Consider the following 12,798-nt stretch of genomic DNA (forward strand, 5'->3'; position numbering starts at 1 on the left):
GTGTCGCACCCCCCTAGCGTCCGGCCCTATGACTTTCATACGGCACGGCGAGAAGAGATCCTTCTGCGGCATGTATCGAACGGCCCGGCGCACCACCGCGCTGGCCACGGGTCTCATTCTCACGGCGAGTCTGACGACGGTGTCCGCCACCGCGGCGACCTCGGCGGACCGCACCGGGGACGTGGCAGCGTCCGAGGTCGGCCTCGACCGCTTCCACCACCAACACCTCGACTGGCGCAGTTGTGTCCTGGGTCCGGACGACGCCGTGGGCCGCAACCTGGAGCAGGCGGGCGCACGCTGCGCGAACGTGACCGTTCCGCTGGACTACGGCAACCCCCGGGGCCGCACCACCACGGTCGCGATCTCGCGGCTCGCGGCCACCGACACCCGCCGGCGGCTCGGCGCCCTGTTGCTCAACTACGGCGGTCCGGGCAACGACACCATCGGCGCGCCACCGGACACCCGCACCGCGATGAAGGACGTCGGCGCGCGCTACGACATCATCGGGATGGACCCGCGCTTCGTCGGCCGCAGCAACCAACTGGACTGCGGTTGGCCCGTCGGCACCAACATCTTCGCGGCCGGCCTGACCCGGGCGGCCTTCGACCGTCAGATCGCCCTGCAGAAAGACCTGGCCGACCGGTGTCGCGCCACGAACGCATCGGTGCTGCCGTACGTCACCACCCGCAACACCGCCCGTGACATGGACGTCATCAGGGCCGCGCTGGGCGAACGGAAGATCTCCTACCTGGGCTATTCGTACGGCACCTACCTGGGCACGGCCTACACCCAGATGTTCCCGGGCCGCTACGACCGGGTCGTCCTCGACGGGGCGTTGGACCCGAACAACTACGGCTCCCGGACCCTGCGCGGCGGCGAAGCCGAGTACGAGCACGCGTTCGGCGACTGGGCCGCGTGGGCGGCGAGCCGCAACGATGTCTACGGTCTCGGCCGCACCCGCGACGAGGTGCTCGCCACGGCGGACCGCATCGTCGCGGCGTCCGCGCGCAGTCCGCTGACCGTCGGCACCGCGCCCGAGGTCTTCCGGGTCGACGACACCCAGGTGCCGTTCGTGTACTTCATCGGGATCGCCGACGACAGCGACGCGGCCCGAGCGGCTCTCGCCGAACAGGTGTCGGTGCTGAACAAGGCCGCGCGGGGGCTTCCGGCACCGGCGTCGCCCGGCCTCGTCGGGCTCCTGCGGTTCGCGCTGACCGGCGGCGGCTCGCCGCACGGCAGCGCGCAGTCCGCGGTTTTCTGCGGTGACGTCGCCGCCCCGCGCAACCCGGAGGTCTACTGGCTGGACGTGCAGCGCAGCCGTGCCGCGCACCCGCTGTTCGGTCCGTTGAGCAACAACATCGTGCCGTGCGCCTTCTGGGATCGGCCCCGTGAGCAACCCACCCGGGTGCAGCGCGACTCCGCGATCATGATCGTGGCCGCCACGGGCGACCCGCGCACCGTCTACAAGGGCTCCGTCGCCCTGCACAACCAACTGCCCGGCTCCCGGCTGGTCACCCTTCAGGGCGCGAACCAGCACGGGGTCTTCGGCTCCTACGGCAACGCCTGCGTCGACAACCAGGTCAACGCCTACCTGGCCACGGGCACACTGCCCGCGACCGACCCGACCTGCGTGAAGTAGCCGGTCCTCCGGCCGGGCGGCACCCGGTGGGCGTGTGCGGAGACCCCGCGTACGCCCACCGATGCGCCATCGTGGTGCCCGAGCGCGGTCGCCCCGTCAGGGCGACCGCGCTCGGCCCGCTGTCCGTGACGTCTCGCACGGCAACGCCGGTCCGTCCGTCGGGCAGCGGGATGACGCCGTGGAAGTCTCCCCCCACGCATCGGTAGGCTGCGGACCGATACCGGTGGCGACGGTGAATCCGGGAGTCTCGACCACGTCGGCGTGTGCATCACCCCCTGCGCGGATGGAGGAGGTTCTCCCGACTTCCCGATCCCGTTCGTACGGTTCCTGGCTGCCCGTGGTCCTCGTCCAGCCCCAGCCGGAGAGGGTGGTCCGTGTCGCTTCCCGGGCCCGGGCTGACGCGCCGGTTCGCCGTGGCACGCGCCACCGGGCATACGACCCGCGAAGTCGAAGCATGATGCACCATTTCCGGTCGGGCTGCAGATACTCCTCGGAGTGAACTCGTGCCCGGATCCCGGATCCCGGATTCGACGGTGCTGAAGGCACGCGGGGCGGACGTGGGTCTTCGACGCGGACGGTGGCCCGGTCGCTCGTGGGACTGCGGCGACGGCCCCGGAGGTCGACGCCGTCGCGTCCGCAGACCTGCCCCTCAACAGCGGCCCCAATCGCCACCCGGCCGAGGGAATCGACCCCTGCACTCGCATGTGGTGCTCCGTCGCGCGGGACGACCCTGGCGGTCAGCCTTCCGTGGAACAGTCGTCGGTGGGATCGATCCGGGGGCCGGTGGCCGTTCCGGCCGGCGCCGAGGCGGTTGTCGGGCGAGGAGGGCGCCGGCGGTCTTGCCGCCGCCCGTCCGGCGGGTGGCCGCGGTGGTGCGGGCGCGGCGGTCGACCGTGGTCCGACCGCAGCCCCCGGGCTGCGCGGAACTCGGCCGGGGCGATCCAAACGTCGCAACGGCCGTGTCCCGTGGGGCCGGTTGGCGTTGGGCCGGGTGGGGCGTGGTGGCGGTTGGTGAGGGGGTGCGGGCCGGGTCTTTCTTCCCCGAGGACCCGGCGCCGCGCCCGAGGGGTTTCTGCCCCGGCGTCGAGGGGTTCATGGGTCGCCCGTTGTGGTGAACTCCGGTGGGGCCGCGTTGCGGACGAGCGAAACGGTGTTCGGTGGCCGTCCCGGTGTCGGCCCCTGGCCCCATGCCCCGTGCGCTCCGGCTCGGGCTGCCCGAGCCGGTGTGGAGGCTGGGCGGCCCGTTGTTCGGGGGCGTCCGGTGCGGGGGCCGGGTACGGGGGTGGGTCCGCCGGCGCCGGGCGGGCGTGTACGCGGCCCGCGTTCGGTGCCCGCCTGGTCCGTGGGGGTTTCCCAGGGGAGTTCGCGTCCGGCCGTGGCCCATTCGTTCGACAGCGTGTCGAACACCGGGGTGTCGTGCCGGTCGTCGGGGGACGCGGGGTCGGGTCGCGCATGGAGGCCGCTCACGGTCGGTCCAACGAGCGTTGCGTGTCGCGGGTTCGGCGCCGTCGGGCCCGGATCGCCCGAAGGTGGGAGGCGGGGCGTCGCAGCCGGTCGCCGATGGCTTCGGCGAGGGCCTGCGGGAACGTCCGTCCCCGATCCGGAGGCGGCGACTGCGGGTCGCTCCACGACCGTGCCTGGGCGACCAGGGCCGCCAACGCGTCGGCGTCGGCATCGACCTTCGGGCGGGGATTGCTGTGCCTCATGCCGGTGCGGTTGCCCGCGTGGTCGCGTCGTACGGCCTGCGAACGATCACGGACATGTCGCACCAAGGTAACGGAGCAGACATTTCCGGTCACGGGTTGTCGTCCTTCGCGCTCTTGGCCTCGGGGTTTCTCGGCGGTGGCCGCGTCTTTGGGGTGAGGGGCGGGGGTCCGCGCCGCCGGGCCGCGGAAGGCGCGAGCGGGTGGGCCCCGCGCGAGCGGAACTCGCACGCGCCGGTGCCTCTTTCGGGTGAGGGCCGGCGTGTCGTCGAGTGGGCCACGCTCCGGCCGGGTAGGTGCGCCTCGTCGGGTCCTCACAGTCACTCGCGATGTGCTGTGCGGGCTGTGCCCGGCGCCGCACGGGGCCTCGGTCGCATCGTCCGGCCGAGGCCCCGTACGCATTCGCGCGCGGCCCGCACCCCGGGAATCCCGGGACGGTGGTGTGTTCGCCCGGGTCGCAGGAACGTGCCGACGGCGTCGAGGATCCGGCGGCGTCTGCGGCGTTCGCGAGGCCGGCGCGACGCGCGTCCGGGGTGACGAGGTTTCCCCGGATCCGTGCACGCGGAGCGTGAGACGGCCGTTCACGATGACGGGTACGGCGGAGAATGGGGCTGCGGCTGGTGGGTGTCCCGAGTTTTTACCGATTCGTGGGGTTCTTGTTGCGCGGGCAAAGGGTGCCTCGCGTGGACGGTGCCGCTTCCCTGTCCGGGTACGGAATTCGCGTTCCCGGCGGTGCGGTTCGGATGATGCGGGTGTTCGCAAATGTGCGACGCGTGGCCGGAAAGGGGCGCGATTCCGGGGAGTCGTTCACCGGTTCGGACCAGCGCCGTCGGAGGGGGCGTGTCGTTACCCGGGCGTGACTCTCCGAGCTTCCGTCTCCGCCGCGGCTTCTCCCGCGCTCGCCCAACGTGCTTTTCCCATGGGGGATTGGGTGCTCACCCCTCGTGCGGCGACGTTCCGCAAGCGGTCTCCGCACGCGTTCATCGAGCGTGCGGGACGTCGCGTCGCGCTTCGTCATTGCTCCGCGGACATGGAGCAGTTCGCCCTGGCGATGGTGTTGATCGCGGCGGAGTACGCGCGCCGTCTCGACGACGTCCTGGACGATCCCCGTTCGTGAATTCCCGGACAGACCGCCCGCCGACCGTCGAAAAGGTGTACTTGGCATCGATATTCGTGTCGGTGCCGCGCGACACCCGATCCCTTGAATGAGTCAGGCCCATGTACGAAGGTTATGGATACGACCCGTACCCCCCGGCGGGTTCGCAATTCCCCCCGAACGCGGGGTCGTTCCCCCCGGTGGCGGAGTGGCCGCCGCCCGCCGCGGTCGCGCCGCCGGACGGGCTGTCCTCGTCGTTCGCGGTGGTGGGGGATCCGGGATTCGAGGCCGACCTCGCCCGGCTGCTGGGGAATCCGGTCGAGGAGGTGCCCGTCACCGTCGAGCTGCCGGCCCCGGTCCGGGGGCCGGGCAGTCATCGCCGGCGTTCGCCGGAGGCGGTCCGTCCGGTCACGGGCGGGCGGCGGTTGGACCGGCTCAGTTGCACGTTGGTGGTGGTCAGCGTCGTGTTGGTCGCCGCGATCGGTGTGCTCGGCGCGGTGATCACCCTCGCTCCGCTGCGGCACACCGCCGACGCCGCCACCGGCCCGGCCCGGTGGTGGCCGGTCCTGGTCCAGGGACCGTGGGTGGTGGCCTCGCTGTCGATCCTGCGTTCCACTCTCCACCGCTGCAGGGCACTGCACTCGTGGATCGTGGTCGCCGCCTTCGCCGGCCTGTCCATGGCGATGTCCCTCACCCACGCCCCCATGACCGTCCAGGGCGTCGTCGTCGCCCTCCTTCCCGCCGTGGCGACCACGGCCTGCCTGCACCAACTCGTGCGCCAGATCACCCTCACCCGACCGCCCCGACGCTCCATTCCCGGCCCACGCCGCGCGCCTCGAGCGTGAACCACGCCCATGGTGCGAGCCGTAGGCGAGCGTCATCCCCAACGCCGGTATTTCGGGCGGTTGTTCCTGCGGGCCGTCGGCCGTGCATCCTTGCGTCCGTCGGCGCATCGTGTCCCGGACGGGGGCGAACGACCGCCGGTCGTCCCCGTCCGGGCTCACCCCCCGCTGCTTGTCCGGGTCCTTGATGCCCTGCCGCAGGATGCCTTGAGCTGCGGGAGGTGCGCCCGGGGTGCCGGTGGCCGCCTTGCGCCGTTCGGGTGGTGGGATACGCCCGCCCGCGCGGGTCCCCGACGTCCGTGGTTGTCTGTGAGGTGGCCTCTTCGGTCGTGGAAGGAGGACCCGTGTCCGGCGCACTCGGTTCGGATGTCGCCGCCTCGCCGGCGGCGGGGGATTCGCGATTGACCGTGACCGTGTATCGAGTCGGTCCGCACGGCACCCGGCTGCTGCGCACCTCCCATGTCCACTGCGGGACTTCGCCGCCGTTCGTCGTCTTTCCTTGGGAACCGCCCTGTCGGTGTTCGAGCGGATGTCGATACCCGGCGGGCGAGGGCCCGGACGACCCCGGCCCGGCCGGCGCCGCCTGACCCGGCCGTCGCCGGACGAGGGGGAATCGGGTCTCGGAGGCTGACGTCACGCTGCGGGCCCTATTTCGCCAACAGAGTCGGCGCGTTACCGCGGCCGGGACCGTTCCCTCGTCTCCGATGCTGCCGCACGACACGCCGCGAGGCGAGTGTGTGGATTCCGCGAAGGGCACCCGCCCACGCCTGTGCCCATCCGGATCGCGGCGTGGGTGATTCACCGAACGAGCGACGAACGCGCGCGGACAGACGCGCCGGCCGTCCGGAGCCGGGGAGCCGGTTCCCGGTGTTCTGACGCCCCTACCCGGGGCGGGTCGTGCGGTCGACCGCCGTGTCCGGGCAACCATGCGTCATCGAGGGCGTCGGCCGCCCGAGTACGAGGACATTCGTCATCATCCGTAAGGTGCTGGTCGATGCCCCGAACGTGCGGCCATGATGATCCCGTTTCGGACACGACGCGAGGAGATTTCGATGACCGCGCCTCCACCGCTCAGTCCCGAGCGGCGCCAAGCCGCGCTCGTCAAGGCCGCTGCCGTCCGCAGGGAGCGAGCCGAGGTGCGAGAGGGTCTCAAATGCGGCACGTTGTCGTTGCGCGAGGTGTTGGCCACCGACTCCCCGGCCGTCCGCGGGATGCCGGTGCGAGCCCTGCTCGAGGCTCTCTCCTACATCGGGAGGGTACGTGCCGACGGACTCCTCGCCGAACTGGGAATCTCCGAGAGCCGCCGGATCCGCGGCCTCGGTGTCCAACAGCGCGATCGTCTCCGGCAACGTTTTACGCCGCAGGGCTGACCGGCGGCCGCCTTCCCACCGTGACCGTGCCGAACCGGACACACCGGGGCCTGCTCCGGTCCGACCGTGCGGCGCCGACCACGACGCTCAAGGATCGAGCCCGACTCCGGGCGGCATTCCGTCCGTTCATCCGGAATCCCGAACGTACCGTGCGTGGATCGGTGGGCGCAGGTGTCGGGAGCCGTGGCTACTGTGTCGCGGGTCCGAGTCCACGGGGGAGTCATGCGTCGATACCGGAAGCACGCGGTGGTCTACGTCGTCGTGGTGGTGGCCGCTTGGACGGCGACGCGTGTGCTCGACGAGGGGTCGTCCCGCGCTCCTGCGGAGCAACCGCCGGTCTCGGTGTCCCCGTCGTCGCCGCCCATGAGTGCCTCCGACATCGCGCGGATGTGTTCCCGGCCCAATGTGATATGCGCGCAGGCGACCACCACGTCGAAGAAGTAGGATGCCGTGTCCGCGCCGCAGGGCACAGCCCGCGCGGCCCCGGCGCCCGAACTCATGTCCATCGCACGTCGAGCACGCCGGAGCGCCTCGAGCCGCTCCGGCGGGCAGGTGGCCCGCCGCTGCCGCGCGTTGGCGAGGCCGACCTCGAGCTTGATCTGCTGTGTCTCGCCGTCGTGTTCGATGGTTTCGGCGTGTTTGCGCAGGACGGTGAGGTGGCCTTCGCGTTCCCGGTACGCCGCAGCCGCAGCGAGGGCGAGCGTTCACCGATCCGTCCGCACCGCCCCTGCCGGTGACGTCGCCGGCTGCTTCTCCTGCTCGGTGACGTCGACACTCACACCCATCAGCGCCTCCCACTGCGCCGGTGTCAGGTCCGCCCCGCAGCGCCGTTGCCGTTGGAGCCAGGCCCGACGTCTTCGCCGCCGACGGTGTACCCGGGTACCAGGTCGTCGACGTGGCCGCCGGCCTCGGCGTGCAGGCGTACGACAACGAGCATGCGTTGCCAGGCCGGCGACCACCGCTTGGCGGGGTCGGGTCGTCCGGTGGGGTACCGGTCGGGGTCGATGGAGGCCAAGCGTTCCCACCGCTGCGCCCAGCGTCCGGGGTTTTTGCGGGTTTCCAGCGGCCTGCGGCAGTTGGCGAGGAATCGGCCGATGGGGTAGCCGTTGGTGGCGGCGGCTTTGGGTGCGGCGAGGTGCCCGTGGGCGGCGAAGTACGCGCGGGCTTATGGCCAGTCCGTCCTCGAAGGCGGTGTCGTCGGTGTTCCACACCATTCCGAGCCGCTCGAACAGTTCGACCCGGTGCGGGTGATCGACCCGGTCGCCTCCGTCGCCGGTCTCCGATCCATTGTCCGATCGGGTACGACGTCCCGGTCTCGGTGTCGTAGTCGATGCATCCAGCGGCTCTCTCAGGTGGCCGCGGGTGGCGTGCCGGCGCCGAGCGGCGACTTGTCCGCGGCGCCGGGGATTCGTGTGCGGTGGTGTGGTTCGGCCTTCGGTGCCTTCGTCGTCGGGCGGTTCCCGCAGGGACCGCCCGACGACCGGTCGGGAAATCCTGCGTCAGATCGGGACGACCTGTTCCGCCTGGGGGCCCTTGGGTCCCTGGGTGATGTCGTACTCGACCTTGGCTCCCTCGGCCAGTTCCTTGTAGCCGGTGGTCTGGATCGCGGAGAAGTGGACGAACACGTCCGGGCCGCCGCCGTCCTGCTCGATGAAGCCGTAGCCCTTCTCGGTGTTGAACCACTTCACGATGCCCGTTGTCATCGGTGTCGATCCCTTCTCGCGTGCCACGGCGCGCCGCGCCCGCCGCGGCCCCACGTGGCGACGGCGTTCCCACCATGCCCTTCCCGACGCGATGCGAGGACTCGTGTCGCCCCCGTGTCGGGGAACCTCACCCGCTCGTGTCCATCGTGGACACCGTGCGGCACGCGGTCCCGGTACAACGGATGCGGCTGGGGCGATCCGGTGCAGCTGCCCGGCACGGGATGCGGTGCGACGTCGCTCTCGTGCGGGACAACCCCACGCGTGTGGGTGAGCCACGGCCTCGCGCTCTTCGCCGAACGCCCCCGACGCGCCCGCCGGTTTCGCGCCCGACACGGCTTTGACGGCCGATACCGCGGGAGGCGGAGGTGCCCAACCGGCCGAGGTGTGGCGACTGGGACAGGACGTCGGACCATCACGATCGACAGCGACGACCGACTGGCCACCGGATGATGACGAACATCCGGGTGACCCGTACGCCGCAATGCCCGCTTCCCGTACGGTTCGGCAGCGTTGGACGGTCTGCCGATGACCGTGTGGGGCGGCCGAGCGGCTGGACGAGCTGGCCGACGGCGTCGCCTCGCCCGTCGACACCGAACTGGCCGCACGCCTGTGCTATCTCACCGCCTCGGGGGCCGGCTACGAGGCGATGGACACCGCCGGGATCGCCGTCACGCCGCGCACCCTGGCGGCCTGGCCGGCCGAGGACCGCACGCCGAGCCGGGCGAACCTGCGCCGGATCGACGCGGCCTATCGGGACCTGCGCCGGCGCAACGTGGCCTGGTCGTTGATCCGCCGGTTGAACAACGGCGGCTGCGGCACCCGGGTGGAACTGCACCCCCCACGACCAGTCCGGCGTAGCGGGTCGCACCGCCGAGCGGGGGTGGCCGGGCATCGCAGCGTCAATGTCCGCCGCTGGGACGCGATCGTGCGCGCCTGGGCGGCCGGCGACGAACGGATGCTCGACGACCTGTGGACCGACGAGGTGTTGGCCGATCTCGGATCCGGCTGGGGCGGCTTCGAGTTCGCATCCGGGGTCGGATTCGCAGCCTGACCAACTTTGTGGGGTCTCAGCCGCCGTGGCACAGTCTCACGATCTTGGCATCGAACGTGGCATCGAACTGAGACGCCGCAGGTCAGCGGACTGGGGTGCCCGGCGGATGTACGAGTCGGCTGAGGGTGTGCCACGAATCTGAGACTGAAGCGGCGTGCCATCGCGATGAGACAGCGAGGAAGTCGCTGGTCAGAAGCCCGGCCTGTGCCACGGGGGTTGGGACCCTACAAACTGATCCATCGGATTCTGGGCTTCAGATCGCTGAGCCAAAGCGCCGTAGTTGCCACAAAGGCAGACACCTCATGGCGCTCAGGCGTCAAGCAGCCGCCTCGATCGGCTGCGGGAAAGCCATCTGCTCACTGAACAGTTCATGGTTCGGCATGGAGTCGCAGACCATGCGCACGTTGGGTAGCCGGCCTCGCCAGAGCTCGCGCTCGCCTGTGAGCTTGAATCCGTGGTGCTCGTAGAAGCGGATCGCCCTCTTGGTGTAGTCGGTCACCCAGAGGTGTATCGGCGCGTCTTCCGCCCATGGGAGGTACTCGCCCATCAGCCCATGTCCGATGCCTTGACTCTGGGTTTCGTTCAGCAGGTACATCGGTCCGAGGGTGACCGTCTCCTCTCGCCGGGCACAGAGGAGCCCGACGATCTCCGCCTCGGCGAGGACGACACGGCAGAAGAGCAGGTTCGGCCGCCGCCCGGTCTGCGCGATGAACTCTAGCCGGCGGGTGGTGCCTTGCGTGGTGACAGCGGACCTCCGTTGCTCCCGGATCCACGTCTCGTCGATCCCCGCCGCATCGTTGGGGTACGTCTGGAGCCACGCCCCCATCCGGCCCACGGCGTCGGCATCGGTGGGGTGAGGAGCTTCGATGCGATGGGTCACGGGCATTCTTGACGGTGTGCCCGAGATTTCGGGTGACACACTTGCGGATGGTGACAAGAAGCATTTCTCGTGGGTGGCGACCAGCCTGCTTTGCGCATCACCGTCCACTCGGCGCCACCGAGCGTGAAGTAGTCGACGACGCCGTCCGGCCCCGGATCCCTCCCCGTCACGAACTCCCGTTCGCCTGTGAAGTGGCCGCGCCGAAGGGCCGGTGCCGTCGCGACCGTAGGACGCGGTAGACCGGGCATGGTCCGGTTTCGGTGAACCATCCATAGCGGGAAGGCGGTTCCGGTACAGCGGGCGCCCGGCGCGCTGCCGGGTCATCGCACCGGTGGCGTGCCGGGAGTACGGCGGGCTGCGTGTGCTCGAAACCGGCATCCGTGCTCGCTGGACGCGGTCGTCAGCGGGCGCTCGGCTGCTCGGCTTGGGGTGGGGCTTCGAGGAATTCCAGCGCCTTGGCGACGAAGTCGTCGTGGTATTGGAAGATCCCTTCGTGTCCGGCGTCCGGGTAGAGGGGGACGAGTTCGCCGTGCGGCAGCCGAGCGGCCAGGTCGGGGCTGTTCCGGCTGGGCACCATCCGGTCGCTCTCGCCGTTGGCGACCAGGACCGGGTGGGTGATGGCCGAAAGGTCTGCCGGCGTCTGGAGGCCCCATTCTTTGATGGCCTTGAGATGGGCGCGGAACGAGCGCGGCGAGATGGCCTTGTCGCGGTTGTCCGTGCGTTCCTTCAGCCGTGCCAGGAAGGCGCGTCCGGCCTGTCGGCCGCCGTCGGTGTCGGTGAAGAAGAGGTACTGCTTCGGGTCCTTGCGGGTCAGCGCGCCCTTCAGCATGGCCCTCAGGGTCAGCGGCGTGACCTTGTCGATGCCGGGGCCTCCGGCGGGGCCGGTGCCCGCAAGGATGACCTTGCGGACCAGGCGTGGTTCTTCGGCGGCGACGACCTGGGCGATGAAGCCGCCCATCGAAAAGCCGAGCAGGTCGATCCGGTCGAGGCCGAGGGCGCGGATGAACAGCACCGCATCCCGGGCCATGTCCTCCACGGTGTTCGGTATGGTGCCGCCGGACGCGCCGACCCCGCGGTTGTCGAACGCGATGACGGTTCGGGGGGCGGCGATGCCGTCGACGACGCGCGGGTCCCAGTTGTCCAGGACCGCGGCCAGGTGGTTCAGGAGGATCAGCGGTACGCCGCCCTCCGGGCCGAGTCGCCGGTAGGCGAAGTCCACGCCGCGGACGGACACCGAGCGGGTCGGCGTGTCCTGGTACGACGAGGGCGGGTGGGGCGGGGGTTTGCCTGGTGTGGTCATGGCAGGGACTTTCCGGTGCGGTGGCGGCGTTTCGGGTTTGTGCTTCGGCCGTTGGCCTGGGGCGGTTTCGGTGACTTGGCGAGGACCGGGGGCGTGGGGTGCGGCCTGTTCAGGTCATCGTGATGACGACCTTTCCGGCCTTGGCGCGTCCTTGTTCGACGTACGCCAGTGCGTCCTTGGCGTGTTCGAACGGGAAGACGCGGTCGACGACGGGGCGGATCTTTCCGGTGTCGACGAGTGCGGTGATCTCGCGCAGTTGGTCACCACTGGCTCGCATGAAGAGGAAGGAGTAGGTGACCTGGCGTCGCCTTGCGCGGCGTCGGGTGCGGAAGCTCAGCGCGGTCATCGCCAGGCGGATGATCGGGTTCGCGCCCAGTTCCCGGGCGAACGTGGCGTCGGGAGGCCCTGCGACGCTGACGACCTTCCCACCGGGCTTGAGCACGTCCAGGGATTTGGTGAGCGTCTCGCCGCCGAGGGTGTCCAGGACGACGTCGTAGTCGTGGAGGACGGTCGCGAAGTCCTGTTTCTTGTAGTCCACGACGACGTCCGCACCCAAACTCTCGACCAGGTCGATGTTGTCCGTGCCCGCGGTCGTGGCGACGTGTGCGCCGAGGTGTTTCGCGAGTTGGATGGCGATGGTGCCCAGACCGCCGGAGCCCGCGTGGATGAGGACCTTCCGGCCGGGCCGTACGTGCGCGCGTTCGACCAGGGCCTGCCACGCCGTGAGGGCGACCAGGGGCAGGGAGGCGGCGTCCTGCATGGTCAGCGTGGCGGGTTTGGCCGCCAGGTCGTCCTGGTGCACCGCGATGAGTTCGGCGAACGTGCCGATGCGGTCCTTGTCGGGCCGTGCGTAGACCTCGTCGCCCACCGCGAACCGGGTGACGGCCGCGCCCACGTCGACGACCACCCCGGCCAGGTCGTTGCCGAGGATGAACGGGACCCGGTACGGCAGGATCGCCTTGAACTCCCCGTCCCGGATCTTCAGGTCCAGCGGGTTGACGCCGGCCGCGTGGACCCGGACGAGGACGTCGTCCGCGCCCACGTTCGGTTCCGGCGCCTCGCGCGTGCGCACGCCGGCCTCGCCGCCGTAGCGCTCGACCATCACGGCCCTCATCGTCGTCTCCGTTTCCTGTCCTCGGGCGGGGCGGGGGGTTTCCGTTCATCGCGGGCTCCCTGTGAGTAGTAGACACCGTTTTGCGGCGTTATCAGGGTTA

At 70.5% G+C, this 12,798-nt stretch carries 11 protein-coding genes and 1 pseudogene; 5 read left to right on the top strand and 7 right to left on the bottom strand.

The features are described from left to right. The first annotated feature begins 28 nt into the window (after window positions 1-28). Window positions 29-1,639: an alpha/beta hydrolase gene (locus OG948_RS57725; RefSeq protein ID WP_331773075.1), complete on the top strand. Its 1,611-nt coding sequence runs from the start codon at window positions 29-31 to the stop codon at window positions 1,637-1,639. Window positions 1,640-3,102: 1,463 nt separating this feature from the next. Here the strand turns inward: OG948_RS57725 and OG948_RS57730 are convergent. Continuing rightward, a complete protein-coding gene (locus OG948_RS57730) occupies window positions 3,103-3,345 on the bottom strand; it encodes a hypothetical protein (protein ID WP_406300830.1) in 243 nt (80 codons plus the stop codon). A 916-nt stretch (window positions 3,346-4,261) separates the two neighbouring features. Between OG948_RS57730 and OG948_RS57735 the strand changes: the two genes are divergently transcribed. The 3 genes from OG948_RS57735 to mihF all read left to right on the top strand — a co-directional run bounded on the left by OG948_RS57735 (window position 4,262) and on the right by mihF (window position 6,650). Then, window positions 4,262-4,459 carry a hypothetical protein gene (locus OG948_RS57735; protein ID WP_331773077.1) on the top strand — a complete coding sequence of 66 codons (198 nt, stop codon included), beginning with the start codon at window positions 4,262-4,264 and terminating at the stop codon, window positions 4,457-4,459. A 101-nt stretch (window positions 4,460-4,560) separates the two neighbouring features. Next, window positions 4,561-5,283, top strand: a complete 723-nt coding sequence (locus OG948_RS57740; RefSeq protein ID WP_331773078.1) for a DUF2637 domain-containing protein — start codon at window positions 4,561-4,563, stop codon at window positions 5,281-5,283. A gap of 1,049 nt (window positions 5,284-6,332) precedes the next feature. Next, window positions 6,333-6,650 carry an integration host factor, actinobacterial type gene (gene mihF, locus OG948_RS57745; protein WP_331773079.1) on the top strand — a complete coding sequence of 106 codons (318 nt, stop codon included), beginning with the start codon at window positions 6,333-6,335 and terminating at the stop codon, window positions 6,648-6,650. Window positions 6,651-6,901: 251 nt separating this feature from the next. On the opposite strand, the gene OG948_RS57750 is transcribed toward mihF, so the two are convergent. From OG948_RS57750 to OG948_RS57760, 3 genes and pseudogenes are all read right to left on the bottom strand, one after another. Further along, a complete protein-coding gene (locus tag OG948_RS57750; protein ID WP_331773080.1) occupies window positions 6,902-7,150 on the bottom strand; it encodes a hypothetical protein in 249 nt (82 codons plus the stop codon). Window positions 7,151-7,458: 308 nt separating this feature from the next. Beyond that, window positions 7,459-7,803: pseudogene (locus OG948_RS57755) on the bottom strand (helicase associated domain-containing protein); the annotation flags it as partial. 346 nt (window positions 7,804-8,149) lie between these two features. Further along, window positions 8,150-8,353 (bottom strand): cold-shock protein, encoded by a 204-nt coding sequence (locus tag OG948_RS57760; protein WP_331773081.1) that lies wholly within the window; start codon window positions 8,351-8,353, stop codon window positions 8,150-8,152. Window positions 8,354-8,999: 646 nt separating this feature from the next. Between OG948_RS57760 and OG948_RS57765 the strand changes: the two genes are divergently transcribed. Next, complete coding sequence (locus OG948_RS57765; RefSeq protein ID WP_331773082.1) at window positions 9,000-9,404, top strand: hypothetical protein; 405 nt, start codon at window positions 9,000-9,002, stop codon at window positions 9,402-9,404. A gap of 316 nt (window positions 9,405-9,720) precedes the next feature. Here the strand turns inward: OG948_RS57765 and OG948_RS57770 are convergent, their stop codons facing one another. From OG948_RS57770 to OG948_RS57780, 3 genes are all read right to left on the bottom strand, one after another. After that, on the bottom strand, window positions 9,721-10,284 hold the full coding sequence (locus OG948_RS57770; RefSeq protein WP_331773083.1) for a GNAT family N-acetyltransferase: 564 nt from the start codon (window positions 10,282-10,284) through the stop codon (window positions 9,721-9,723). Window positions 10,285-10,684: 400 nt separating this feature from the next. Further along, window positions 10,685-11,584, bottom strand: coding sequence for an alpha/beta hydrolase (locus OG948_RS57775; RefSeq protein ID WP_331773084.1), 900 nt, complete (start codon window positions 11,582-11,584; stop codon window positions 10,685-10,687). A 109-nt stretch (window positions 11,585-11,693) separates the two neighbouring features. Beyond that, window positions 11,694-12,698: an NADP-dependent oxidoreductase gene (locus tag OG948_RS57780; protein ID WP_331773085.1), complete on the bottom strand. Its 1,005-nt coding sequence runs from the start codon at window positions 12,696-12,698 to the stop codon at window positions 11,694-11,696. Window positions 12,699-12,798 lie beyond the last annotated feature (100 nt).

The sequence above is a fragment of the Embleya sp. NBC_00888 genome (genome assembly GCF_045207655.1).
Taxonomy (GTDB): Bacteria; Actinomycetota; Actinomycetes; order Streptomycetales; family Streptomycetaceae; genus Embleya.

Excerpts from the sequence above, each read along its gene's own strand:
- OG948_RS57725 (WP_331773075.1), top strand. The coding sequence starts at position 29 with ATGACTTTCATACGGCACGGCGAGAAGAGATCCTTCTGCGGCATGTAT.
- OG948_RS57730 (WP_406300830.1), bottom strand. The coding sequence starts at position 3,345 with ATGAGGCACAGCAATCCCCGCCCGAAGGTCGATGCCGACGCCGACGCG.
- OG948_RS57735 (WP_331773077.1), top strand. The coding sequence starts at position 4,262 with ATGGGGGATTGGGTGCTCACCCCTCGTGCGGCGACGTTCCGCAAGCGG.
- OG948_RS57740 (WP_331773078.1), top strand. The coding sequence starts at position 4,561 with ATGTACGAAGGTTATGGATACGACCCGTACCCCCCGGCGGGTTCGCAA.
- mihF (WP_331773079.1), top strand. The coding sequence starts at position 6,333 with ATGACCGCGCCTCCACCGCTCAGTCCCGAGCGGCGCCAAGCCGCGCTC.
- OG948_RS57750 (WP_331773080.1), bottom strand. The coding sequence starts at position 7,150 with ATGAGTTCGGGCGCCGGGGCCGCGCGGGCTGTGCCCTGCGGCGCGGAC.
- OG948_RS57760 (WP_331773081.1), bottom strand. The coding sequence starts at position 8,353 with ATGACAACGGGCATCGTGAAGTGGTTCAACACCGAGAAGGGCTACGGC.
- OG948_RS57765 (WP_331773082.1), top strand. The coding sequence starts at position 9,000 with ATGGACACCGCCGGGATCGCCGTCACGCCGCGCACCCTGGCGGCCTGG.
- OG948_RS57775 (WP_331773084.1), bottom strand. The coding sequence starts at position 11,584 with ATGACCACACCAGGCAAACCCCCGCCCCACCCGCCCTCGTCGTACCAG.
- OG948_RS57780 (WP_331773085.1), bottom strand. The coding sequence starts at position 12,698 with ATGAGGGCCGTGATGGTCGAGCGCTACGGCGGCGAGGCCGGCGTGCGC.